Source organism: Micromonospora sp. NPDC047740, assembly GCF_043204735.1.
In the GTDB taxonomy this organism is placed as follows: domain Bacteria; phylum Actinomycetota; class Actinomycetes; order Mycobacteriales; family Micromonosporaceae; genus Micromonospora.
This window is the reverse complement of record NZ_JBIDCT010000017.1, coordinates 88,069-111,204: the sequence shown is the minus strand read 5'-3', so window position 1 is coordinate 111,204 and position 23,136 is coordinate 88,069. Positions and strand designations below refer to the sequence as shown.

Here is a 23,136-nt window from a genome sequence, read left to right as displayed (position 1 = left end):
CCGACCATCGTGTTCCGCGCGACTTCAGGGGACGATGACCACACCTGCCGCCGCCTGACCACGGTCAGTCCCGATGGAGCCAGAGGACGCCGAGCGGGGGGACCCGCAGCGCCGCCGAGGCGGCCATCCCATGCCAGGGCACGCTCTCCGCGTGCACCGCGCCGAGGTTCCCGACCCCGGACCCGCCGTAGTGGTGGGCGTCGGTGTTGATCACCTCGGTCCAGGCGCCCGCGGCCGGCAGGCCGATCCGGTAACCCTCCAGCGGGAGCGCGGAGAAGTTCGCCACGCATACCAGCGTCTGGCCGTCGGGGGCGATCCGGATGAACGAGACCGTGTTGTTGGCGGCGTCGTCCCCGGAGATCCAGCGGAAGCCGGCGGGCTCGGTGTCCTGCGCCCACAGCGCCGGGGTTGCCCGGTAGACCCGGTTCAGGTCGCCGACGAGGCGTTGCACGCCGGCCCGCGCCGGGTCGTGCAGCAGGTACCAGTCGAGGCCGCGCTCCTCGCTCCACTCCCGGTCGTCGGCCAGTTCGCAGCCCATGAAGAGCAGTTGCTTGCCGGGGTGCGCCCACATGTACGCCAGGAGCGCCCGCACGTTGGCCAGCCGCTGCCAGGTGTCGCCGGGCATCTTGCCGGCCAGCGACCCCTTGCCGTGCACCACCTCGTCGTGGCTGATCGGCAGCACGTAGTTCTCGCTCCACGCGTACGCGAGGGAGAAGGTGAGCTGATGGTGGTGGTGCTGCCGGTAGATCGGGTCCTTCGAGGTGTAGAGCAGGGTGTCGTGCATCCAGCCCATGTTCCACTTGAAGCCGAAGCCCAGCCCGCCCTCAGCCGTCGGGCGGGTGACACCCGGCCAGGCGGTGGACTCCTCGGCGACCATCACCACCCCAGGGTGGTGCTTGTAGACGGTGGCGTTGGCCTCCTGGAGGAACGCGATCGCCTCCAGGTTCTCCCGGCCGCCGTGCACGTTGGGCACCCACTGGCCCTCCTGGCGGGAGTAGTCCAGGTAGAGCATCGAGGCGACCGCGTCGACCCGCAGCCCGTCGGCGTGGAACTGCTCGCACCAGTAGAGCGCGTTCGCCACCAGGAAGTTGCGCACCTCCCGGCGGCCGAAGTCGAAGACGTACGTGCCCCAGTCGGGGTGCTCGCCGCGGCGCGGGTCGGGGTGCTCGTAGAGCGGGGTGCCGTCGAAGCGGGCCAGGGCCCACTCGTCGCGCGGGAAGTGGGCCGGCACCCAGTCGAGGAGCACGCCGATGCCGGCCTGGTGCAGCCGGTCCACCAGGTGGCGGAAGTCGTCCGGGTCGCCGAACCGGGCGGTGGGGGCGTAGTAGCCGGTGACCTGGTAGCCCCAGGAGCCGCCGAACGGGTGCTCCATCACCGGCAGGAACTCCACGTGGGTGAAACCCATGGTGGTCACGTACTCGGTGAGCTGCTCGGCGAGGTCGCGGTAGCCGAGGCCGGGCCGCCAGGAGCCGAGGTGCACCTCGTACACGCTCATCGGCTCCTGGTGCGGTCGCCGCTTCGCCCGGCGCGCCAGCCAGGCCGCGTCGCCCCACTCGTAGGTGGAGTGGTGCACCACCGAGGCGGTGGCCGGCGGCACCTCGGTGCGCGCGGCCAGCGGGTCGGCCTTGTCCCGCCAGTGCCCGTCGGCGCCGAGGATCCGGTACTTGTAGCGGGCGCCGACCGGCACGCCCGGCACGAAGATCTCCCACACCCCGCTGGCGCCGAGCGAGCGCATCGGCCAGCCGTCGTCGGGCGCCCAGCCGGTGAAGTCGCCGACCACCCGCACCCCGCGGGCATTCGGGGCCCAGACGGTGAAGGCCACGCCCTCGTCGAACACCCGGGCGCCGAGCGCCTCCCAGAGCCGCTCGTGCCGCCCCTCGCCGATGAGGTGCAGGTCCAGCTCGCCCAGCGTGGGCGGGTGGCGGTACGGGTCGTCGTGCACCGTGCCGTCGACCTCGACCCGGTAGTCGAGCACCTCGCCGGGCAGCACGGTCTCGAAGACGCCGACGTCGTGCACCCGCTTCATCGGATGCCGTTCGTCGCCGACCAGCACGGCCACGTCGGTGGCGCCGCGCCGCAGGGTCCGGATGGTGGTGCGCCCGGCTGCCGGATGCGCGCCGAGCACGGCGTGCGGGTCGTGCGCCTGGCCGGAGATCAGCTGCTCCATCGTTCGTCGTCCTCCACGGCCGGTGCGGTCGGGGCGGTGCCGCCGGACAGGTCGGCGGGCACGTCCTCGACGGTCAGGTCGGGCGCCGCCGGGTTCGCCGGGTCCGGTGCGGCCGGCGCGGCGGCGCGCCGCACGGTGAACACGTGCGCGGGTTGCAGGTACGGGTCGAGCCGGACGGCGTTGCGCTGCCCCCAGTCGTAGCTGACCCCGGTCAGCTCGTCGTGGACGGTGAACCGGTCGTGCCAGTCGAGGCCGAGCGCCGGCATGTCCAGGGTGGTGTTGCCCCACTGCACGGCGCGGGAGTCGAACGAGCAGATGACCAGCACGGTGTTGCCGGTGTCCGGGTCGTGCTTGGACCAGCAGAGCAGGGCCGGGTTGTCGATGTCGTGGAAGCGCAGGTTGCGCAGCCGGTGCAGGGCGGGGTTGTCGTGGCGTACCCGGTTGAGGGTGGTGATGAACGGGGCGAGCGAGCGGCCGTGCGCCTCGGCGTCGGCCCAGTCCCGGGGGCGCAGCTCGTACTTCTCGTTGTCCAGGTACTCCTCGGCGCCGGGGCGGGCGACGTGTTCGAAGAGCTCGAAACCGGCGTACATGCCCCAGGAGGGGGAGAGCAGCGCGGCCAGCACCGCCCGGATCTTGAACATCGGCGGGCCGCCGTGCTGGAGGGACTCGTGCAGGATGTCCGGGGTGTTGGGCCAGAAGTTCGGTCGCATGTAGTCGGCCGCCGCGACCAGCTCCTCGCAGTACGCCCGCATCTCCGCCGCCGTCGTGCGCCAGGTGAAGTACGTGTACGACTGGGTGAAGCCGATCTTGCCGAGGCCATGCATGATCGCCGGGCGGGTGAACGCCTCGGCGAGGAAGAGCACGTCCGGGTCGACCTGCTTGACCTCCCAGATCAGCCAGTGCCAGAAGTCGAACGGCTTGGTGTGCGGGTTGTCGACCCGGAAGATCCGGATCCCCTCGCCGACCCAGTGCAGCACCACCCGCAGGATCTCCGCCCGGATGCCCGCCGGGTCGTTGTCGAAGTTCAGCGGGTAGATGTCCTGGTACTTCTTCGGCGGGTTCTCCGCGTACGCGATGCTGCCGTCGGCCCGGGTGGTGAACCACTCCGGGTGCTCGGTCACCCACGGGTGGTCCGGGGCGCACTGCAACGCCAGGTCCATCGCCACCTCCAGGCCCTGCTCGGCGGCGGCGGCGAGGAAGGCGCGGAAGTCCTCCGGCGTACCCAGGTCGGGGTGGATGGCGTCGTGGCCGCCCTCGGCGGCGCCGATCGCCCACGGCGAGCCGACGTCGTCCGGCCCGGCGGTGAGCGAGTTGTTGCGGCCCTTGCGGTTGACCCGGCCGATCGGATGGATGGGCGGCAGGTAGAGCACGTCGAAGCCCATCGCCGCGACGCCGGGGAGCCGGTCGACGGCGGTGCTGAAGGTGCCTGACTGGGCCGGCGCGTCGACGGTGGCCGGGATCGCGCCCTCGGAGCGGGGGAAGAACTCGTACCAGGCGGAGTAGAGCGCCCGGGGCCGGTCCACCCAGAGCTGGTATTCCTCGCCGGTGGTGACCAGCTCCCGGACCGGGTGGTCCCAGAGCAGCGCGGCCAGGTCGAGCGCCGGGCCGACCCGCCGGCGCAGCTCCAGGTCGTCGGCGCGCAGCGCGGCGGCCGCCGCCCGGACCCGCGCCCGGTCGGCCGCTGGCACCAGCTCCAGCGCCGCCTCCAGCACCCGGGCGCCCTCGGCCAGGTCGTTGGCCAGCTCGGCTAGGCCCTGGCCGGCGGCGAGCTTCTTGGTCACCGCGTTCTGCCAGGTCAGGTACGGATCGTGGAACGCCTCGACGGCGAATCGCCAGGTGCCGACCGCGTCCGGGCGGATGGTGGCGTGCCAGCGGTCCTGGCCGGGCTCGCCGGGCCGCAGCCGGGTGAACGGGCGGGCCGCGCCGTCCGGGCCGAGCCAGACCACGTTGCAGCCGAGCGCGTCGTGTCCCTCGCGGTAGGCGCGGGCCGACACCGGTACGAGTTCGTCCACCACGGCCTTGGCCGGGTAGCGACCGCAGGAGACGACGGGGGAGACGTCTTCGATCGGGAACCGTCCAGTCACCGGTTCAACCTACTGCGCGAGATCGCTTCGCGCTCGGGTCGAGACGTGCTTTACCCGTCGGGCCCATGGGTAGCCCCTGACACGTACCATTTGTATTACGTGTCAGGAGGGTCGCGATGAAGCTGAACAGCAAAGGTCAGGTGACCATCCCCGCCGCCCTGCGCGCCCGGTACGGGCTGCACGAGGGCGACGAGGTCGACGTCGTCGAGGAGGGCGGCGCGTTGCGGATCGTGCGGGTGAGCGGCGCCGAAACCCGGGGGCAACGCCTGGTCCGCCACATGCGCGGGCGCGGTGGGGCCCGAGCAGCCGAGGGGATGTCCACGGACGAGTTGATGGAACTGCTCCGTGGCGAGTGAGCGGGTCCGGGCCGTCGCCGCCCGAGCGGGTGATTCGGCCACCACTCTGGTCGACACCAACGTCCTGCTGGACATCTTCACCGAGGACCCGCGCTGGGCGGAGTGGTCGGGCGACGCCCTGGCTGCCGCCCGGGACGCCGGTGCTCTGGTCATTAATCCGATCGTGTACGCCGAGGTGTCGGTGCGCTTCGCCACCATCGAGGAACTTGACGAAGCGCTGCCGGCCGCGGACTTCCTGCGCGAGGAACTGCCGTATCCGGCGGGCTTCCTGGCCGGCAAGGCGTACGCGCGATACCGTGCGCAGGGCGGAACCAAGCGTTCACCGATCGCCGACTTCTACATCGGAGCCCATGCGGCGGTATGCGGGTACCGCCTGTTGACCCGGGACGGTGGCCGGTACCGTACGTACTTCCCGAAGCTGGCGTTGATCTCGCCCGGCACCTGACCGGCGTGTCAGCCGGCGGCGCCCACCGACCGGTACACCTCCAGCGTCCGCCGCGCGATCGAGTCCCAGGAGAAATGCTCCACCGCCCTCCGCCGCCCGGCCCGGCCGAACTCGGCGGTGCGCGCCGGTTCGGCCAGCAGCTCGTTGAGCCGGGCCGCCAGGTCGGCCACGAACCGTTCCGGATCCAGCGGCCGGCCGCTGCCGTCAGAGGCCTGGTCGATCGGCACCAGCAGCCCGGTCTCGCCGTCGACGACCACCTCGGGGATGCCGCCGGTGGCGGTCGCCACCACGGCCGTCTCGCAGGCCATCGCCTCCAGGTTGACGATGCCCATCGGCTCGTACACGGACGGGCAGGCGAAGATCGTGGCGTGGGTGAGCACCTGGATCACCTCGTGCTTGGGCAGCATCGCGGCCACCCAGACCACCCCGGAGCGGGTGGCCTGCAGCTCGGCGACCAGTTCCTCCACCTCGGCCGCGATGTCCGGGGTGTCGGGGGCGCCGGCGAGCAGCACGAGCTGGGTGTCGGCGGGCAGCTCCCGGGCCGCCCGCAGCAGGTAGGGCAGGCCCTTCTGCCGGGTGATCCGCCCGACGTAGACCACGCTGGGGCGGGACGGGTCGATGCCGAGCCGGTCCACCACGTCGGTGCCGTGGTCCGGGGTGTACTGCCCGGTGTCGATGCCGTTGTAGACCACCCGCACCCGGTCCGGATTCACCGCCGGGTAGGCCGTCAGCACATCCCGCCGCATCCCCTCGCTGACCGCGATCACCGCGTCGGCGGCCTCCACCGCCGTGCGCTCGCACCAGGAGGAGAGGGCGTACCCGCCGCCGAGCTGTTCGGCCTTCCACGGGCGCAGCGGCTCCAGGCTGTGCGCGGTGACCACGTGCGGCACCCCGTACAGCAGCTTCGCGGTGTGCCCGGCCAGGTTGGCGTACCAGGTGTGGCTGTGCACCACGTCGGTGCCGGCGCAGCCGGCCGCCATCTCCAGGTCGAGGCCCATGGTCCGCAGCGCCGGGTTCGCGCCGGCCAGTTCCACCGGCTCGGCGTACGCGGTGACACCCGGCTCGTCGCGCGGCGCGCCGAAGCAGTGCACCCGCACGTCGGCGAGGCGGCGCAGCTCGCGCGCCAGGTACTCGACGTGCACCCCGGCCCCGCCGTACACCTCCGGCGGGTACTCCCGGGTGAGCAGATCAACGCGCAGCCGAGCGGAATCCGTCATGACCGGCACCCTAGTGCACAAGCCCGCCGCGCACCCGGCGCGGAACTGTGCCCGTACGAGTGGTGAAGTCGGGGCAGGATCGATAGCGTCTGAGCATGGCTGCCAAGGTGCTCGCGATCGTCCTAGCCGGCGGGGAGGGCAAGCGCCTGATGCCCCTCACCACCGACCGGGCGAAGCCCGCCGTCCCCTTCGGCGGGATGTACCGCATGGTCGACTTCGTCCTCTCCAACCTGGCGAACGCCGGCTACCTCAGGATCGTCGTGCTGACCCAGTACAAGTCCCACTCACTGGACCGGCACATCACCACGACGTGGCGCATGTCGACCATGCTCGGCAACTACGTCACCCCGGTGCCGGCGCAGCAGCGCCGCGGCCCGTGGTGGTTCGCCGGCTCGGCCGACGCGATCTACCAGAGCTTCAATCTGATCTACGACGAGCAGCCGGACTACGTGATCGTCTTCGGCGCGGACCACATCTACCGGATGGACCCGCGGCAGATGGTGGAGGACCACATCGCCTCGGGCGCCGCGGTCACCGTGGCGGGCATCCGCCAGCCGCTGTCGATGGCGAACCAGTTCGGCGTGATCGAGGTCGGTGAGGACGGCCGGCGGATCCGAGCGTTCCGCGAGAAGCCCACCGACGCGGTGGGGCTGCCCGACGCGCCGGACCAGATCTACGCCTCGATGGGCAACTACGTCTTCACCACGAAGGCCCTGATCGACGCCGTCGAGCACGACGCCGAGGACAAGAGCAGCAAGCACGACATGGGTGGCAGCATCATCCCGATGCTGGTCGAGCGGGGCGAGGCCAACGTCTACGACTTCAAGGACAACGAGGTGCCCGGCAGCACGGACCGGGACCGGGGCTACTGGCGGGACGTGGGAACGCTCGACTCGTTCTACGACGCCCACATGGACCTGATCAATGTCCACCCGGTGTTCAACCTCTACAACTTCGACTGGCCGATCTACAGCAACCAGCCGCCCTACCCGCCGGCCAAGTTCGTCCACGCTTGGGGGGAGCGGGTCGGCCGGGCGGTCGGCTCGTTGATCTCGCCCGGGTCGGTGATCTCGGGCTCGCTGGTGGAGAACTCGATCGTCTCGCCGAAGGTGAAGGTCCACTCCTGGGCGCACGTGGACGGCGCCGTGCTCATGGAGGGTGTCGAGATCGGCCGACACGCGGTGGTCCGAAGGGCCATCCTGGACAAGAACGTCTACGTCCCGGAGGGCGCCGAGATCGGCGTCGACCTGGAGAAGGACCGCCAGCGCTACACCGTCTCCGACAACGGCATCGTGGTCATCGGCAAGGGCCAGACCGTCGAGCCCTGACCGCCCGAACTCGCAAGGAGGACCCCGCAGTGGCCCACCCCCGCGCCGGCCAGCCCGCCGAGCCCGCCGACCTGGTCGACGTGCCCCGGCTGGTCACCGCCTACTACGCCGCGCACCCCGATCCGGCGGACCCGGCGCAGCAGGTCTCGTTCGGCACCTCCGGCCATCGCGGGTCCAGCCTGAAGAACGCCTTCAATGAGGACCACATCCTCGCCGTCACCCAGGCGCTCTGCGACTACCGGCGGGAGCGGGGCCTGGACGGCCCGCTGTTCCTCGCCCGGGACACCCACGCGCTTTCCGCCCCGGCGGCGGTCAACGCGCTGGAGGTGCTCGCCGCCAACGAGGTCACCGTGCTGCTGGACAGCCGCGACGGCTACACGCCCACCCCGGCGCTGTCGCACGCCATCCTCACCCACAATCGGGGGCGCAGCGCCGGCCTCGCCGACGGCATCGTGATCACCCCGTCGCATAACCCACCCGACGACGGCGGCTTCAAGTACAACCCCACCCACGGCGGGCCCGCCGACACCGACGTCACCAAGTGGATCCAGGACCGCGCGAACGCCGTCCTCACCGCCGGGCTCAAGGAGGTGAAGCGCCTCCCGTACGCGCGGGCCCGGGCCGCCGACACCACCGGGGAGTACGACTTCTTGGCCCGGTACGTCGACGACCTGCCGGCCGTGCTGGACATCGCCGCGATCCGCGACGCCGGGGTCCGCATCGGCGCCGACCCGATGGGCGGGGCGAGCGTGGCGTACTGGGGCGAGATCGCCGAGCGGCACCGGCTCGACCTGACGGTCATCAACCCGACCGTCGACCCGACCTGGCGGTTCATGACCCTCGACGGCGACGGCAAGATCCGGATGGACTGCTCCTCGCCGAACGCGATGGCCTCGCTGATCGCCGCCCGCGACCGGTTCCAGGTCTCCACCGGCAACGACGCCGACGCCGACCGGCACGGCATCGTCACCCCGGACGGTGGCCTGATGAACCCCAACCACTACCTGGCGGTGGCGATCGGCCACCTGTTCCGTACCAGGGACCAGTGGGGGCCCGCGGCGGCGGTCGGCAAGACCCTGGTCTCCTCCTCCATGATCGACCGGGTCGCCGCCGACCTGGGTCGCCCGCTGCTGGAGGTGCCGGTCGGCTTCAAGTGGTTCGTGCCCGGCCTGCTCGACGGGGCGGTCGGGTTCGGCGGCGAGGAGAGCGCCGGCGCGTCCTTCCTGCGCCGGGACGGCAGCACCTGGACCACCGACAAGGACGGCATCCTGCTCTGCCTGCTCGCCGCGGAGATCATCGCCACCACCGGGCGCAGCCCCAGCCAGCACTGGGCCGAGCTGGCCGAGCGCTTCGGCGCGCCCGCGTACGCCCGCATCGACGCCCCGGCCAGCCGGGAGGAGAAGGCCGTCCTCGGCAAGCTCTCCCCGGAGCAGGTGACCGCGACCGAGCTGGCCGGCGAGCCGATCACGGCCATCCTCACCACCGCGCCCGGCAACGGCGCACCGATCGGCGGGCTGAAGGTGACCACCGAGTCGGGCTGGTTCGCCGCCCGGCCGTCCGGCACCGAGGACGTCTACAAGATCTACGCCGAGTCGTTCCAGGGCCCGGAGCATCTGGCCCGGATCCAGGAGGAGGCCAAGGCCCTGGTCGACGCGGTGCTGTCGAAGGGCTGACGCCGGTCCCGGCGCTCGTCGCGGCTGCCCGGGCGGGCTGCTCCCGGCGACTGCTCTCGCCCGGCGGCGGGCTCCCGTCCGGCGGCCCCTCCCGGTCAGCGGCGGACTCCCGTCCGGCGGCCCGTCCCTGGTCAGCGGGGCGGGGCCAGCTCGCGCCGGGTGAGCTGCTCGCGCAGCTCCTCGGGCAGCAGTTCCCGGAGCTGGTCGGGCAGCAGCGGCAGGTCGAGCAGGCTGAGCTTGAGCTGGCTGCGCTCCTGGTAGCGGCGGGGATCGAGCCGGACGACCAGGCCGGCGTCGCGGACGTACCGGGCCTCCACCGCGCCCTCCGTGGCGGCGTCGCGGATCACGAGACCGTCGACCTCGACAGCCACCGGCGCCGAACTGGGCCGGAGGTCGAGCCGGATCCTCTCCTCGGGGGAGAACACCACCGATCGGGAGATGCCCGACATGGGCGCGGAGGGCGTCACCACCACCGCCTGGGTGGCGGGCGACACCAGCGGTCCGCCGGCGGCGTAGCTGTACGCGGTCGAGCCGGTCGGCGTACTCACCACCAGGGCGTCGCAGCGGTAGTAGCCGTACTCCTGGCCGTCGACGGCGAGGCTGGCGGTGACGAAGCCCAGGCCCGGCTGGCGGACCAGGGCGACGTCGTTGAACGCCACCACGTCGTCCCCGCAGACGTCGCAGGCCAGGCAGGCGTGCGACTCGATGGTGAAGTCGTGCGCCACCAGGCGGTCCAGCGCCCGCGGCAGGTCCGGCGGCTCCACCTCGACCAGGAAGCCGACCCGGCCCAGGTGCACCCCGAGCACCGGTTTCGGGTCGTGCACCGCCGCGCGCAGCGCACCCAGCATGGTGCCGTCCCCGCCGATGCTGATCAAGGCGTCCGAGCGGGCGGCCAGCTCCGGCCCCGGGACCGGCTGCACCGACGACGGGACCCGGTGCCGGTCCTCGGCGCGGACGGCCAGTGTCTTGCCGTGCCGGACCGCCCACCGGTCGATGATCCCGACCACCTCGGAGACGTCCCGGGTGGGATGCAGCACCAGCCCGAACACATACCCCGCCACCGGTACAGCTCACCACAGGACCGGGGACAAGGCGGGTAAACCGGGCACGACGACGCGGGCGGGGTGCCGAGTCCTGGGCGATCATGTGGCCGCCCGGCGCCAAGGTGCCCCGGCTCCCCACGGCCGTGGTCCGGGGTCGCGCCGACGCGGACGGGAATAATCGGATAAAACCGAAAGATTCCCCTCTAAGCTGACATCAGGGTTCGTCGGCAGGAGGGCGGTACACCGGTGGCATGCTGCGACATCCACGCCGACCTCAAGGTGGCTGGTGCACCGTACGGTCCGCTGTCCTCACGGGCGCCCGCCCCGCTGCCGTGGACGTCAGGGGGATGCGCGGAAGGGGAAGGTTCGGGATGCGACTGCTGATCACCGGGGGCGCCGGGTTCATCGGCGCGAACCTGGTCCGGATCGCCACGGCGGACCCGGCCGTCACCGACATCCGGGTGCTCGACGACCTCTCCACGGGCAGCAGGTCGAACCTGGCCGGGCTCGACGTGGAGCTGCGCGAAGGATCCATCCTGGACGAGGCCCGGCTGTCCCGTGCCATGGCGGGCCGCGACGTGGTCGTTCACCTGGCCGCGATGTCCAGCGTGCCCGGTTCGATCCGGGAGCCGATCGCCGCGCACGGCATCAACGCCACCGGCACGCTCTCCGTCCTGGAGGCCGCCCGCCGGGAGGGGGTTCGGCACGTCGTGCTGGCCTCGTCGTCATCGGTCTACGGCGCCAATCCCGAGCTACCGAAGAGCGAGTTGACCTGGACCAGCCCGCTCAGCCCGTACGCCGCGGCCAAGCTCGCCACCGAGGCGTACGCGTCCGCATACCAGGCCTGCTACGGCCTGCCCACCCTCGCCTTCCGCCTCTTCAACGTCTACGGCCCGGGCCAGCGCCACGACCACGCGTACGCGGCGGTCATCCCACAGTTCGTGCACGCCGCCCTGCATGACGAGCCGGTGGTCATCCACGGTGACGGCCATCAGAGCCGGGACTTCACCTACGTGGACACGGTCTGCGAGGTCATCCTCGACGCCGTCCGGCGGCACGTGCACCAGCCCCAACCCGTGAACCTGGCCTTCGGCGCCCGGACCGACCTGCACTCGGTGCTGGCCGAGCTCGAACTGATCCTCGGTCGACCGGTGGCCCGGCGGTACGCGCCGGCCCGAACGGGAGACATCCTGCACTCCGAGGCGGACAACCATCTCATGCGCCAGTTGTTCCCGCAGGCGGCAGCCGTACCGCTCGCCGAGGGGCTCGCTGCCACGGTCGCGTGGCACCAGACGCACGTTCCGCTGCGGGCCCAGGTGGCCGCACGACCCCAGCGCCGGGCCGAGCCGATCGTCGGCTGAGGCGGAGGAGGCGAGGCCGAGGCCGACACGTGCTCGTCAAGGGCTGAGGCTGGCGATCGTCACCGCCTGCCCCGGATTTCGTTACGCCAGGTGATCGCCGCCGTCCTCGCGCCGTCCGATTACCAGGATTTCCGACCCGTCCGTAAGGGGTTCCGCGTGCCCAGCCGCGTTCGCACGCTCGTCGGCAAACTGCACGACCGTTGGGTCGCCTCCCGCGATCCGGTGGCATTCGCCCGGTCGATTGGCGTCAACATCAACGGCCAGGTGAAGTTCTATGGGATGAGCCGGGAGATGTTCGGGTCGGAGCCGTGGCTCGTGACGCTGGGCGACAACGTCTACATCACTGCGGGGGTTCAGTTCGTCACGCACGACGGCGGCACCCTGATCCTGCGTAAGGACCATCCGGACCTCGAGTGGACCGCCCCGATCATCGTCAGCGACGATGTGTACATCGGTATCCGGGCGATCATCCTGCCGGGGGTGACGATCGGCAATCGCTGTGTCATCGGCGCCGGTTCGGTCGTGGCCCGGGACGTGCCGGACAACACGGTCGCGGCGGGGGTGCCCGCTCGTCCGATCCGCAGCACGGACGAGTACCTCGAGCGGCTTCAGGCGAAGTCCCTGCGGATCGGTCACCTGCCGGCGCAGGCTAAGGCCGATGCGATCAAGAAGATCTATGGCGTTACCACCGGCTGACAGCCCGGTTCGCTGCGGCGGCGGCAGCTCGCGCCAGTTGAGTTGGTCGTTCAGCAGCGGCAGGTCGAGCAGGCTGAGCTTAAGCTGGTTGCGCTCCTGGTAGCGGCGGGGATCGAGCCGGACCACCAAGCCGGCGTCGCATACGTACCGGGTTTCCACTGCGCCGGCGCGGACCGTACCGATCGGTCTGTCGTGATGCTGCCGTGTCTGGGCGGCGTTTCGGCGTGCCGTACCAAAGAGTGACGACACCCCGCGACGTCCCCGTCGTTGCTTCCTGTAAGTGCCGCAGGCGCGGAGCAGTCGCGATCAGGGCTATCGACGGGGAGAAACGGTTCGTGAGGGAGTTGTGGTCAGCGGGACACCCGCGGGTTCTCGTGGTCGGGGCTGACCCATTCAGCCACGACAGTGGTACCGGCATCACCCTCTCCAACCTGTTCCATGGATGGCCCGTCGAACACCTGTCGCAGCTTTACTTGTCGCCTGCAAGCCCTACGGCGGGCGTTTGCGGGGCCTTTCATCGCCTCGATCCCCGAAGCGCTTTAGTTGACCATCTGCTTCGCAAGGTTGTTGCACGTTCACTGCCTGTCGGAGCCGGCGGTCGTGAACCCGCTGCAGCCGGACGCACAGCATCTTCCTGGCGGTCCCGATGCCTCGGCGCTGCGCGAGCGGCAGCGGATCTGAGTCCTCTCGTTGTCGGGCACGAGGTGCGTGAATGGGTGGCATCCTGCCAACCTCAGGTGATCTATTCGATGCTCGGTAGCGTGCGGGTCATGGCGTTGGTTAACCGCCTCGCCAGGCTCTTTCACCTGCCCGTCGTGCCACATTTCATGGACGATTGGCCGACGACGCTCTTCACACGGGGGGAGCTCCTCGGGCTCGGGCGCCACGCGGTCCAATCGAGTATCGCGAAGGTCCTTCGCCACTCCCGGATGGGCCTGTGCATCAGTGAGGAGATGGCTGTCGAGTACGAGCAGCGGTACGGCATTCCCTTCGCCGCCTTCATGAACTGTGTGCCCGAGAGCGCGTTCGAGGCGTACCAGGCTAGACCGGAGGGACAGCCGGAGGGCGAACTGGAATTCGTGTATGTGGGCGGCCTACACCTGGGCCGTTGGGCCTCGCTGGTGCAGCTCGGCAGGATCTTGGAACGGCTCCGTCCCCCGCTGCCACCGGCGCGGCTCACTGTGTACGCCCCTGACCGCGACCTCGCTCGCCACACCGACGCGTTCCGTGGGCTCGCTTGCGTGCGCCTAGCGCATTCGGTCGCCAGCGAGGCGGTGCCGATCGTCCTCCAGTCGGCCGACGTGGTGGTGCATGTCGAGTCCTTCGATCCGGACTTTGCCCGCTACACCCGACTGTCGCTCTCCACCAAGCTGCCTCAATACCTGGCCGCCGGGCGTCCGGTGCTTGGCTTCGGGCCGGGAGGTCTCGCCTCGCTGCGTTATCTGGCATCGACCGGCGCCGCGTCGGTCGTCGGCGAGAACGATCCCGACCTCCTTCTTCGCACGGTCGAGCAGCTGTGCGGTGACCCGCTACTCCGACAACGGCTTGCCGAAACCGGCTATGCCCATGCCAGGGCCCACCACTCGAAGCGCGACGTTGCCGAGCGGTTCCGTGCCCATCTGGCGGCAGCGGCCGTCGCGCTTCCAGTGTCGCTGCTTGCTGATCGAGGGGACGGTCGGTCAGCCGGCACGGTGCTGGGAGCTCGTCCCTGACATGTGTCGCGTTGCACCTGTTCGCGGATCCGGACCAAGCTGAGTGCCCGTGATCTGAGAGATCAGAACACGGGAGGCGTCGGCCCAGGCCCGGCAGTCGAACTGGCTGCGTGCCGTGTCGGACGCCGCCCGGCTCATGCGGTCGAGTTGATCCTCGTCGAGGGTGAGGACCCGTCGCGCCGCCGCCGCGAAGGCCTCGGCTGAGCAGTCGTCAACGACCACCGCGTTGTAGCCGTCCGCGAGGTGGTCCGCCAAGTCGCTGGTCAGGTTAACGAGCGGCGGAGTGCCGGCGGCCAGGCTCTCCGGGATCTTGGAGGGAAACCCTGCCGCCGAGTATCTGCTGACTGGCCGTAGCAACACGGTGAAATGGGCTTGGGCGAGTCGTCGCAGCACTTCGTCCCTCGAGACCCGACCGATGACGTTCACAGTCTGCTCCAGTGCCTGGAGTGGCTCGTCCCCGCCGACCAGTTCGGAGATTTCCGTTCTGCTCGGGCCGGCGATGGTGAAGCGGAATCGGGACCGCTCGTCCGGCGTGAGAAGCATGAGGCCGCGTAGCGCTGTGCCGAGATCGTCCTTGCCTCGCGCGGAGCCGCCGTAGAACAGCTCGATGCGTGTTGCCGCGAGCGGCCCATGCGGCGCGAAGTGTGTCATGTCCACCTGTGGCGGTATCCGGACCACCTGATTCCCTCGTCGACTTAGCTCTGCGCAGATGGCCCGGGTGATGCCGATGACGTGGCCGCGGCACAGGAAGCGGAACCGATAGGCGAAACGGAGGTACTGCGGAGACAGACGGCCCCAGCGGAACTGTGACGGTTCGTGCCACTCGGTGCAGTCGATGAGGAGGGGGCGGCGCCAGACCAGCCGGCACAGCAGCGTGAGTCCGAGGGTGACGGTGCTGTGCGTCACGTATATCAGCGCAGCGTCCTTGGTGCCGCCCCGACGGGCAGCTCGGGCGAGAGCGAGGGTTTGGAAGATCCGGGCGAGGGCGCGGTGCAGCGTCCGGTCGCGCCGGTCACGGACGGTGGTGAATGGCACACCGTCCACCACATATAGGTCTGTACCGACGCGGTAGCGCTGATCAGGTACGCCGTTACCCACCACGTAGGGCGCGCAGCCCGCCTCGGCGAACGAGCGGGCCATGGCGAGCATCCGGTTGGACGGGGCATCACCGTGCGGGAACCGGTGCATCCCCAGCATGAGAATCCTGATCACGGAACTTCCTGTTCGTCCACTGGAACACCTCCCGGTACAACCAGGCCGGATCTGTGGTGGTTATGGGACTTCCGTGCCTTACGCGTAACTACCGCCATCCACGAGGCGTTGGACTGGTAACGATCGGGCGGTGACCCGTGGACGTCGCGGCGTCTCATCCATCCACTCCGACCTGCCCGGCCGTGCCTGTCACGCCAGGCACGGGTGGCGCCGCGCCCGGAGACATAGGAGATGGCAGTGAAGGTCGTGGTCACCGGCGGAGCCGGCTTCATCGGCTCCCATGTCGTGCAGACCCTGGAAGGCGTTTCGGACGTCACCGAGGTCGTCGTCGTCGACGACCTATCCACCGGGCGTGCAGAAAACCTGCTCGGTACGACGGCCGAGATGGTCCAGGGTTCGGTCCTGGACGACTCCGTGCTCGACAAGGTGCTGCCCGGTGCGGCCAGTGTCGTCCATCTGGCGGCGGTGCCCTCGGTGCCCCGATCCATCGACGACCCGCTGCGCAGCCATCACGCCAACGCCACCGGCACCCTTACCGTCCTCGAGGCGGCGCGTCGGCACCGCATCCCGCAGGTCGTGCTCGCCTCGTCGTCGTCCGTCTACGGTGCCAACACGGCGTTGCCGAAGCGGGAAGCGATGCGGCCGATGCCGCTCAGTCCCTATGCCGTGTCGAAGCTGGCGACGGAGTCCTACGCCCTGGCCTACCGAGCCTGCTTCGGCCTGCCTGTGCTGCCGGTACGCTTCTTCAACGTCTTCGGTCCGCGGCAGCCGCTCAACGGCGTCTACTCCGCGGTTGTCCCCGCCTTCGTCGCAGCTGCTCTCGAGGGCCGGCCCCTGCGGATATTCGGAGACGGTCGGCAGACTCGCGACTTCACCTATGTGGGCACGGTGGCGCAGGTGCTCGTGGCGGCCGTGACCCGCCGAGTGTCCGTCCCCGATGTGATCAACCTGGCCTTCGGTACGCGTACGTCGTTGCTGGAGTTGATCACCGAGCTGGAAGAGGTGCTCGGTCGTAAGGTCGAGGTGACCCACGACCAGGCGCGGCCTGGTGACGTGCGGGACTCGCAGGCGGACGGCTCGACACTTCGCAGTTTGTTCCCCGACATTCAGCCGGTGCCCCTCCGGGCCGGCATCGAGGCCACCGTCACGTGGCGGATGGGACAGGACACCCTGGCTGCGCGGGAAGCGGCCGCCTCCCTCGCCGTCTGACAGGGAATGAGCCCCTCTCCGGCGACGGCGGCAGATGAGGTACCTGCCGCCCTCCCCGCTACGGCGGATCCCATCGAGTCCGCCGGAACCGCTCGTGATCGCCGCCTCGTAGTCGACATCGCGTCCAGCGTGCTGAGCCGGGGCAGCGGTGCGATCGTCCCGCTGGTGCTCATCCCGCTGACGCTCAGCTATCTCGGCGCCGACCTCTACGGACTCTGGATGGCTGTCGCGGCTGTAACGGGGATGGCCGCCTTCGCCGATCTCGGACTCGGCAACAGCCTGATGACGAGGTTGAGCGTCTGCCAGGCTGCGGGTGACGTCACACGTGCGAGATGCTATGTCGCCACCGCCTACCTGGCTCTGTCGATGATGGCCCTGGGCGTCTGCGCCATGCTCTGGCTGTTTGCCGGAGTCGTTCCGTGGTCGTCGCTGTTCAACGTGGCGCAGCCCGCCCTGAATGAGGACGCTCGACTGATCGCGTTGGTCTGTCTCACGGCCTTCATCGTCAATGTTCCCCTTTCCCTCATCGTTCGGGTGCAGTACGCCTATCAGCGCGTCGCTCGCAGCAACCTCTGGCAGACCGGCGGCAATCTGCTCGCCCTGCCGCTCGCCATCGTCGCTGTACGGGCGGATCTGTCCCCCGCCGCCGTGGTGGGCGCCGTGGTGGTTGCTCCGCTGCTCGGCAACCTCGTGACAAGCTTCTGGACCTTCGCCCGCGAGTTGCCGGGACTGAGGCCGCGGCTGAGGTATGTGCGACGTGAGGTCGCTTCCTCCCTGCTGGGGCTCGGGGGGGCGTTCCTCGCCCTGACCGTGGTGATGTCCCTGGCGGCGAACGTCGACGCCTTGATCGTCGCGCACGTCCTGGGCCTTCGAAGTACGACCTCATTCGCCGTGCCGGCACGCCTCTTCGCGCAGGTGGGCCTCCTCGTTTCCATGATCAACACCCCCCTCTGGACGGCGAACGGTGACGCGCTCGCCAGAGGGCACGTGTCCTGGGTCCGCCGGTCGACGCGGCGCATGACGCTGGTCTCCCTGGTCGGGGCAGCTCTGCCTGCGGTCGTCCTGGTCGCCGCCGGCGATCTGCTCCTCGGCGTCCTGGTGGGCGAAGCGCTGGTCCCTGACCGGTGGTTGTTGGCCGGACTGGCGTGCTGGTGGACGCTCATGGCGGTGAGTTCGCCGTGCTTCATGGTGCAGAATGCTGCCGGTCTGGTTCCTCCGCAACTCTGGGGTTGGACCCTCTACCTGCTCTTGTCGGTGCCGGCGAAGTGGTTTGCCGCCGACCACTGGGGCGTGGCGATGGTCCCGTGGGCCGGCGTCGCCATCGGTCTGGTGACGCTCCTTCCGGCCGCGCTGCTCGGATACCGGCGGGTGGTCCTCAATGCGGGCCGGCCCGCGGGCGACCTGGCGGTGTGCCCCTGATTCCCGCCGGCCGCGTCGAGGCCGGGAGACCTTGGTTCGGCGACCGACCAGTGGTCGCCCACCTGCCAGTCCAAGGAGGTAGCGAGATGTCGATGCCGGTGAGGGTGTGTCTGGTCGCTCCTCTACCTCCGCCGCTCGGAGGTATCGCGCGGGGCACACAGATGATTCGCGAACGCGCCCGCCAGGGGTCAGACGTGGATCTTCAGATCGTCGACATCGCTCAGCGACGGCGTGCCTTCCACGACGACTCGCTGCGATCGCGCATCGTCGCTGGCGGCTGGCAGTTGGCTACCAGCGCATGCCGGGTCGCCGCACTGGCGCTCACTCACCGTGTGGATGTCGTCCACCTGAATTCGTCGGGGGGTCTAGGTTCCGTTCGCGACGTGGTCCTGGCCGGGATCGCCCGGCTCGGGCGGCGCCCCTTCGTCTACCACCTGCGGTTCGGGCGTGTGCCGGACATCGCTCGCCGAAACACCGTGGAGTGGCGGCTGATGGCATGGGTGATGCGTCGGTCCGATGCAGTCATCCCAATCGACCCGACGACCGCCGACGCCATTCGCTCTCGCCTGGCCGATGTCCGAATCGTGCGGATCCCCAATGGTGCCGAGCTGGATGACATACCCCAGCGGGCACCGACACACGCCGGGCAGCCCGGCACCGTGCTTTTCGTTGCCTGGGTCTTGCCGAGCAAGGGGGTCGAGGATCTGTTGACCGCATGGCAGGAACGGGACCGCCCGGGGTGGCGACTGCTGATCGCCGGTCCGGCCGACCAGGAGTACGTCGAGTCCCTCCAGCAGACGTTCGCGCCTCTGCCGAATGTTGCGTTCGTGGGTGAGCTACCGCACCGGGAGGCGTTGCGCGCGATGGCGGCGGCGGACCTGTTCGTCCTACCCAGCCACACCGAGGGCTTTCCGAACGTCATCGTCGAGGCGATGGCTGTGGGCTGCGCAATCGTCGCCACCGAAGTCGGCGCGGTGAGTGAAATGCTCGAAGGCGGATGCGGGATGGTGGTGCCACCGCGATCGCCAGCACGGCTCGCTGCCGCGCTGGACGAACTCACGGCTGATCCTGAGCGGCGCCGCCAGATGGGAACCCTCGGCCGGCAGAAGGCCCATCGAGAGTACGGAATGGCGAGCGTCTTCGACCGCTACGTGCAGTTGTGGCGCTCGGTCACTCGGCCGGCCATCGGCGAGAGCGCGGACGCCGTCGCTTCTGACGGCAGGGAGAGGGCGGGTTCGCACTGACTTTCGGGTGCGTGTGCGACCTGGCCCCGAACCTGGACCGTCAGGCGCTTCCGCGCCGCGGCAGATGCCGGCCCGGTCCGAGCCGAATCGGCTCATTGGCTGCCGCGGAGGCGGCGACGCGCCGACGGATGCGGTCGGCCAGGGATAGGGCTGCCAGTGAAACGAACGCGATCAGGGCCGGCCGGGTTTGGCCGAGTTGGTTGTTTGCCGGCACGAACGCGATCAGTAGTGCGAGTTGGCCGAACAAGGCCACCGAAAGAATCCGCCTTGTGCGTATCGATTCGATCCAGAATTTCGCCAAGAACCACCCCACTATCGCCATGAAGGCAAGCGAACCTGGATAGCTCAAATCTGAGGCAAGCCAGGGGAATATGGTCGACCAGTACATGCCGTCGGGCCATCCTGTGGCCTCGGCGGTTCGGGCCGTATACCGGTCATCGAAGTGGGGGTCGATGCTCGTGTACTGGCCGAGGTAGCTGCCGATCGCGGGCGACCCGCCGATCCCCTTCGTCCACACGAAAGGGACGGAGAGGTTATAGCTCAACCCGAGGTATCCGTGGGTCGGGTAGGAGAGGGTTACCGCAAGTCCGGAGGCGAGATCGTCTCCGACGATCCGGGCGATCACCGGGTTTGCGGGGATGGCGGAGGGCTGCCCTGAGCTCTCGGTGCGGTCGTTCTGATTGAACGACATGTACGTCAGGAAAATCAGCGTCATCACTGTTAACAGCGCCGCGCGGCGCCAGGGTCGGATTCGAACGTGTCGAGCCTTCCCGCCAACCCGGGTCGCTGATAGAAGAAGATAGCTGGCACCCCATGTGATGAGTAGGTCGCCTAGTCCCTTGAGCACGCCGATGGACAGATAGTAGGTCACGTAGATGGCGATGCCGGTGATTACGTAGCATCGCAGAAGCTTTCCAAGTCGCGACCAGTGCAGGACTGCCAGGGGAATGAGCAGGGGATAGAAGCCGGCCAGCAGTGTCAGGACCTGGACGGGGCGAGAGAACTCGCCCTCAAATTGGCGCTGGAGGAAGTACTGCTCGCCGGGATGCGTCAGGGCGTGGGCCACTTCCGACGGCGACGGGACGCCGATCACGTTGAGTTGGGCAAGTCCCAGGATCAGGAAGTACGTGGCGCACAGGAAGACGAGGCCTGGTGTGGCGGGGCCATCGGCCCTTTCGGCTGTCGGGCGTGACCGCTTCAGGCGCTGGACCTGGGCGACGTAGCCTATGCACAGTGCGCTGACGGCTGCGAGGACGAACAGCGTCAGACGGGACAGGTTCTCGACTTCCGCGGCCCGGCCGGCGGTCAGGAAGAACGCGTACGTTCCTATCAGGTAGCCGGCTGCGAGCTTGAGCGGCGTGAACATCGCGAGAGAGGCTCGCCGCGCCTCCGTCCTGATCTCCGGACTGGGCCTCAGGCTCGTCGTCATCGTCATGTGCACTGTGCTCCAGCGTCGATGCGGATAAGGGTGTGCCTTGCGCCCGAACCGGCGGGCAGGATCAGCGGTTGGACGTGCTGGCTCGTGTGCTCCCACCGTCACCGCCGGCCGCAGTCGGAGAGCGTCGATGAGAAAACTTCACCTAAATCACGCAAATCAATCCCAGGAGTTATAACACCTGGGGGCGGCCCGAGCGGCTCATTGGCGCGACGCAGTGGTCGGTATCATCCTGATCGCGTCGTTCATCACGCATATACTTTTTATGGCGTTTCGCGATCTGTGCTCCCTCGTTACAGCATGTGCGGGCCAGACCCTGCTCACTCCGGGTCCTCCTCCCGCCCCATGCAAGCCGACCAACGGGAGCGTCAGTGACTTTCTTGACTGCGGGACGCCGGGTGCTCATCACCGGCGGCACGGGTTCCTTCGGACAGACGATGGTGCGTCGCCTGCTCGACGGCGACGTCGGCGAGGTCCGGGTGCTCAGCCGGGACGAGGCGAAGCAGGACGCGATGCGGCGCCAACTCGGCGACGACCGGGTGCGATACCTGATCGGCGACGTCCGGAACGCGGACTCGGTGCACCTTGCCAGCCGCGACGTGGACTTCATCTTCCACGCCGCCGCGCTGAAGCAGGTGCCGTCCTGCGAGTTCTTTCCGCTGGAGGCGGTCCGCACCAACATCCTCGGCAGCGCCAACGTGATCGAGGCCGCCGAGCGTAACGGGGTGCGCTCGGTGGTGGTGCTGAGCACCGACAAGGCCGTCTACCCGGTCAACGCGATGGGGATCAGCAAGGCGCTGATGGAGAAGGTCGCCCAGGCTCACGCCCGCAACAACCCGCACAGCCGCACGGTCGTCTCCTGCGTCCGGTACGGCAACGTCATGTACTCCCGCGGCTCGGTGATCCCGCTCTTCGTGGAGCAGATCAAGGCGGGACGTGCGCCGACGGTGACGAACCCGTCGATGACCCGCTTCCTGATGTCGCTGACCGACTCGGTGGAGTTGGTGGAGCATGCCTTCCAGCACGCCCGCCCCGGCGACGTCTTCATCCGCAAGGCGGTCGCCTGCACCATCGGCGACCTGGCCGAGGCGGTCTGCCAGCTCTTCGACGTGCCCTCGAAGACCGAGGTGATCGGTGTACGGCACGGGGAGAAGCAGGACGAGACGCTGGCCAGCCGGGAGGAACTGGCCCAGGCCGACGACTTCGGTGACTTCTTCCGGGTGCCCGTCGACGCGCGTGACCTGAACTACGCGCTGTACACCTCTGAGGGCGAGCTGCGGGAGAATCCGGCCGAGGACTTCAACTCCGCCAACGCGCCGCGCTTGGACGTACCCCAGATCATGGACCTGCTGCGCACCTTGCCGGAGATCCGCGCGGAGCTGGCCCTACGGGATCCGGTGCTGGCATGCTGAGGCTCGCGCTCACCGGCGGGCAGGGCTTCCTCGGCTGGCACGTCCGGGTGCTCGCCCGCGCCCTGGGCTGGCCGGACCCGGTCCTGATCGATCGCGCCGAGCTGCTCGACGAGGCCTCGCTGGCGGCGAAGCTGGACGGTGTCGACCGGGTGCTGCACCTGGCCGGGGTGAACCGGGGTGACCCGCGGGAGGTGGCTACCGGGAACGTCGAGCTGGCTGCCGCACTCGTCCGCGGCCTGCGCCGCTGCGCCACCCAGCCCGGGACGGTGGTCTTCGCCAACTCGGTGCAGGCGGGTAACGGCACCCCGTACGGCGACTCCAAGGCGCTCGCCGCCGTCACCCTGGCGGCCGCCCGTCCCGACCTGGTGGATGTGCAGCTGCCCAACCTGTACGGCGAGCACGGCCTGCCCTACTACAACTCCGTGGTGGCCACCTTCTGCCGGATGCTCGCCGAGCAGCGGTCGCCGGAGGTGCACGAGGACCGGGAGCTGACCCTGGTGCACGTCACCGACGCGGCGGCCCGGCTGATGGGCGCGCCAGCGGGCGACTCGTGGGACGCCGGCATGCCGGGGCTGCGTACCGGGGTGCGAGAACTGGCCGACCGGCTCGCCGGATTCGCGGCGCTGTACCGGGGCGGCGAGATACCGCCGCTGACCGATCGGCACGCCGTCCGTTTGTTCAACACCTACCGGTCGCACTGCTTTCCGGCGCACTACCCGCTGCCGCTCACCCGCCGCGCCGACGCGCGCGGCGAGCTGGTCGAAACAGTCAAGGTGCACGGTGGCGGCGGCCAGACGTTCTGCTCCACGAGTCGTCCCGGAGTGGTCCGGGGTGAGCACTTCCACCTCGCCAAGGTGGAGCGGTTCTGCGTGCTGCGGGGCAGCGCCGAGATCCGGTTGCGCCGCGTCGGCGACGACGCCGTCGTCCGGTTCCCAGTCGACGGCGCTGAGCCGGTGGTGGTGGACATGCCGACGATGTGGGTCCACAACATCGTGAACACCGGCTCGGCGGAACTGCTCACCCTCTTCTGGACCAACGAGGTCTTCGACCCCGCCCGACCCGACACCTGGCCCGAGCCGGTGGAGTTGACCATCGCGGAGCCGGCCGTGGCGGCGGCGTAGGG

General features: G+C 69.4%; 18 protein-coding genes and 1 pseudogene. 12 read left to right on the top strand and 7 right to left on the bottom strand.

Going from position 1 to position 23,136, the window contains the following annotated elements:
- Positions 1-64: 64 nt before the first annotated feature.
- Together glgB and ACGF4F_RS28070 are read right to left on the bottom strand one after the other, a co-directional pair.
- Positions 65-2,167 (bottom strand): 1,4-alpha-glucan branching protein GlgB, encoded by a 2,103-nt coding sequence (gene glgB / locus ACGF4F_RS28075; protein ID WP_393081886.1) that lies wholly within the window; start codon positions 2,165-2,167, stop codon positions 65-67.
- Entirely contained in the window at positions 2,155-4,251 is a 2,097-nt protein-coding gene (locus ACGF4F_RS28070) for an alpha-1,4-glucan--maltose-1-phosphate maltosyltransferase (RefSeq protein ID WP_393081883.1), read from the bottom strand. The genes glgB and ACGF4F_RS28070 overlap by 13 nt, the downstream gene beginning before the upstream one ends.
- Before the next feature lie 116 nt (positions 4,252-4,367).
- Between ACGF4F_RS28070 and ACGF4F_RS28065 the strand changes: the two genes are divergently transcribed.
- Complete coding sequence (locus ACGF4F_RS28065) at positions 4,368-4,607, top strand: AbrB/MazE/SpoVT family DNA-binding domain-containing protein (protein ID WP_073839703.1); 240 nt, start codon at positions 4,368-4,370, stop codon at positions 4,605-4,607.
- Positions 4,597-5,052, top strand: coding sequence for a type II toxin-antitoxin system VapC family toxin (locus ACGF4F_RS28060; protein ID WP_393081880.1), 456 nt, complete (start codon positions 4,597-4,599; stop codon positions 5,050-5,052). Before ACGF4F_RS28065 ends, ACGF4F_RS28060 begins: the two co-directional genes overlap by 11 nt.
- A gap of 8 nt (positions 5,053-5,060) precedes the next feature.
- Here the strand turns inward: ACGF4F_RS28060 and glgA are convergent, their stop codons facing one another.
- A complete protein-coding gene (gene glgA, locus ACGF4F_RS28055) occupies positions 5,061-6,269 on the bottom strand; it encodes a glycogen synthase (RefSeq protein ID WP_393081877.1) in 1,209 nt (402 codons plus the stop codon).
- A 95-nt stretch (positions 6,270-6,364) separates the two neighbouring features.
- Between glgA and glgC the strand changes: the two genes are divergently transcribed.
- Both glgC and pgm read left to right on the top strand, forming a co-directional pair.
- A complete protein-coding gene (gene glgC / locus ACGF4F_RS28050) occupies positions 6,365-7,597 on the top strand; it encodes a glucose-1-phosphate adenylyltransferase (protein ID WP_357441350.1) in 1,233 nt (410 codons plus the stop codon).
- A gap of 29 nt (positions 7,598-7,626) precedes the next feature.
- Complete coding sequence (pgm, locus tag ACGF4F_RS28045) at positions 7,627-9,270, top strand: phosphoglucomutase (alpha-D-glucose-1,6-bisphosphate-dependent) (protein ID WP_393081873.1); 1,644 nt, start codon at positions 7,627-7,629, stop codon at positions 9,268-9,270.
- A 131-nt stretch (positions 9,271-9,401) separates the two neighbouring features.
- Here the strand turns inward: pgm and ACGF4F_RS28040 are convergent, their stop codons facing one another.
- Positions 9,402-10,331, bottom strand: coding sequence for an NAD(+)/NADH kinase (locus tag ACGF4F_RS28040; RefSeq protein ID WP_393081870.1), 930 nt, complete (start codon positions 10,329-10,331; stop codon positions 9,402-9,404).
- A gap of 353 nt (positions 10,332-10,684) precedes the next feature.
- Here ACGF4F_RS28040 and ACGF4F_RS28035 point away from each other — a divergent pair, with 353 nt between their 5' ends.
- Both ACGF4F_RS28035 and ACGF4F_RS28030 read left to right on the top strand, forming a co-directional pair.
- Positions 10,685-11,674, top strand: a complete 990-nt coding sequence (locus ACGF4F_RS28035) for an NAD-dependent epimerase/dehydratase family protein (RefSeq protein WP_393081867.1) — start codon at positions 10,685-10,687, stop codon at positions 11,672-11,674.
- Positions 11,675-11,764: 90 nt separating this feature from the next.
- Complete coding sequence (locus tag ACGF4F_RS28030) at positions 11,765-12,370, top strand: DapH/DapD/GlmU-related protein (RefSeq protein ID WP_393081864.1); 606 nt, start codon at positions 11,765-11,767, stop codon at positions 12,368-12,370.
- An 18-nt stretch (positions 12,371-12,388) separates the two neighbouring features.
- Here the strand turns inward: ACGF4F_RS28030 and ACGF4F_RS28025 are convergent.
- Positions 12,389-12,535, bottom strand: a pseudogene (locus ACGF4F_RS28025) (NAD(+) kinase); the annotation flags it as partial.
- Between the two features lie 572 nt (positions 12,536-13,107).
- On the opposite strand from ACGF4F_RS28025, the gene ACGF4F_RS28020 reads away from it, so the two are divergent.
- Positions 13,108-14,082: a hypothetical protein gene (locus tag ACGF4F_RS28020; RefSeq protein ID WP_393081861.1), complete on the top strand. Its 975-nt coding sequence runs from the start codon at positions 13,108-13,110 to the stop codon at positions 14,080-14,082.
- Here the strand turns inward: ACGF4F_RS28020 and ACGF4F_RS28015 are convergent.
- Complete coding sequence (locus ACGF4F_RS28015; protein ID WP_393081858.1) at positions 14,050-15,294, bottom strand: glycosyltransferase; 1,245 nt, start codon at positions 15,292-15,294, stop codon at positions 14,050-14,052. The genes ACGF4F_RS28020 and ACGF4F_RS28015 overlap by 33 nt on opposite strands.
- A gap of 237 nt (positions 15,295-15,531) precedes the next feature.
- Between ACGF4F_RS28015 and ACGF4F_RS28010 the strand changes: the two genes are divergently transcribed.
- The 3 genes from ACGF4F_RS28010 (at position 15,532) to ACGF4F_RS28000 (ending at position 19,166) form a co-directional block, all read left to right on the top strand.
- Positions 15,532-16,503: an NAD-dependent epimerase/dehydratase family protein gene (locus tag ACGF4F_RS28010; RefSeq protein WP_393081855.1), complete on the top strand. Its 972-nt coding sequence runs from the start codon at positions 15,532-15,534 to the stop codon at positions 16,501-16,503.
- Positions 16,504-16,668: 165 nt separating this feature from the next.
- Entirely contained in the window at positions 16,669-17,922 is a 1,254-nt protein-coding gene (locus ACGF4F_RS28005; RefSeq protein ID WP_393081852.1) for a lipopolysaccharide biosynthesis protein, read from the top strand.
- A 194-nt stretch (positions 17,923-18,116) separates the two neighbouring features.
- The gene (locus ACGF4F_RS28000) at positions 18,117-19,166 is read left to right on the top strand and encodes a glycosyltransferase family 4 protein (protein WP_393081849.1); all 1,050 of its coding nucleotides are present in this window, start codon (positions 18,117-18,119) and stop codon (positions 19,164-19,166) included.
- Positions 19,167-19,206: 40 nt separating this feature from the next.
- Here the strand turns inward: ACGF4F_RS28000 and ACGF4F_RS27995 are convergent, their stop codons facing one another.
- Positions 19,207-20,532 (bottom strand): hypothetical protein, encoded by a 1,326-nt coding sequence (locus ACGF4F_RS27995; RefSeq protein WP_393081846.1) that lies wholly within the window; start codon positions 20,530-20,532, stop codon positions 19,207-19,209.
- Positions 20,533-20,972: 440 nt separating this feature from the next.
- On the opposite strand from ACGF4F_RS27995, the gene ACGF4F_RS27990 reads away from it, so the two are divergent.
- Both ACGF4F_RS27990 and ACGF4F_RS27985 read left to right on the top strand, forming a co-directional pair.
- Positions 20,973-22,013 (top strand): polysaccharide biosynthesis protein, encoded by a 1,041-nt coding sequence (locus tag ACGF4F_RS27990; protein ID WP_393081843.1) that lies wholly within the window; start codon positions 20,973-20,975, stop codon positions 22,011-22,013.
- A complete protein-coding gene (locus tag ACGF4F_RS27985; RefSeq protein WP_393081840.1) occupies positions 22,007-23,134 on the top strand; it encodes an NAD-dependent epimerase/dehydratase family protein in 1,128 nt (375 codons plus the stop codon). Before ACGF4F_RS27990 ends, ACGF4F_RS27985 begins: the two co-directional genes overlap by 7 nt.
- Positions 23,135-23,136 lie beyond the last annotated feature (2 nt).

What these genes read in the sequence shown, in the direction of transcription:
- glgB (WP_393081886.1), bottom strand. Translation starts at nt 2,167, where the DNA reads ATGGAGCAGCTGATCTCCGGCCAGGCGCACGACCCGCACGCCGTGCTC.
- ACGF4F_RS28065 (WP_073839703.1), top strand. Translation starts at nt 4,368, where the DNA reads ATGAAGCTGAACAGCAAAGGTCAGGTGACCATCCCCGCCGCCCTGCGC.
- glgA (WP_393081877.1), bottom strand. Translation starts at nt 6,269, where the DNA reads ATGACGGATTCCGCTCGGCTGCGCGTTGATCTGCTCACCCGGGAGTAC.
- glgC (WP_357441350.1), top strand. Translation starts at nt 6,365, where the DNA reads ATGGCTGCCAAGGTGCTCGCGATCGTCCTAGCCGGCGGGGAGGGCAAG.
- ACGF4F_RS28035 (WP_393081867.1), top strand. Translation starts at nt 10,685, where the DNA reads ATGCGACTGCTGATCACCGGGGGCGCCGGGTTCATCGGCGCGAACCTG.
- ACGF4F_RS27995 (WP_393081846.1), bottom strand. Translation starts at nt 20,532, where the DNA reads ATGTTCACGCCGCTCAAGCTCGCAGCCGGCTACCTGATAGGAACGTAC.
- ACGF4F_RS27985 (WP_393081840.1), top strand. Translation starts at nt 22,007, where the DNA reads ATGCTGAGGCTCGCGCTCACCGGCGGGCAGGGCTTCCTCGGCTGGCAC.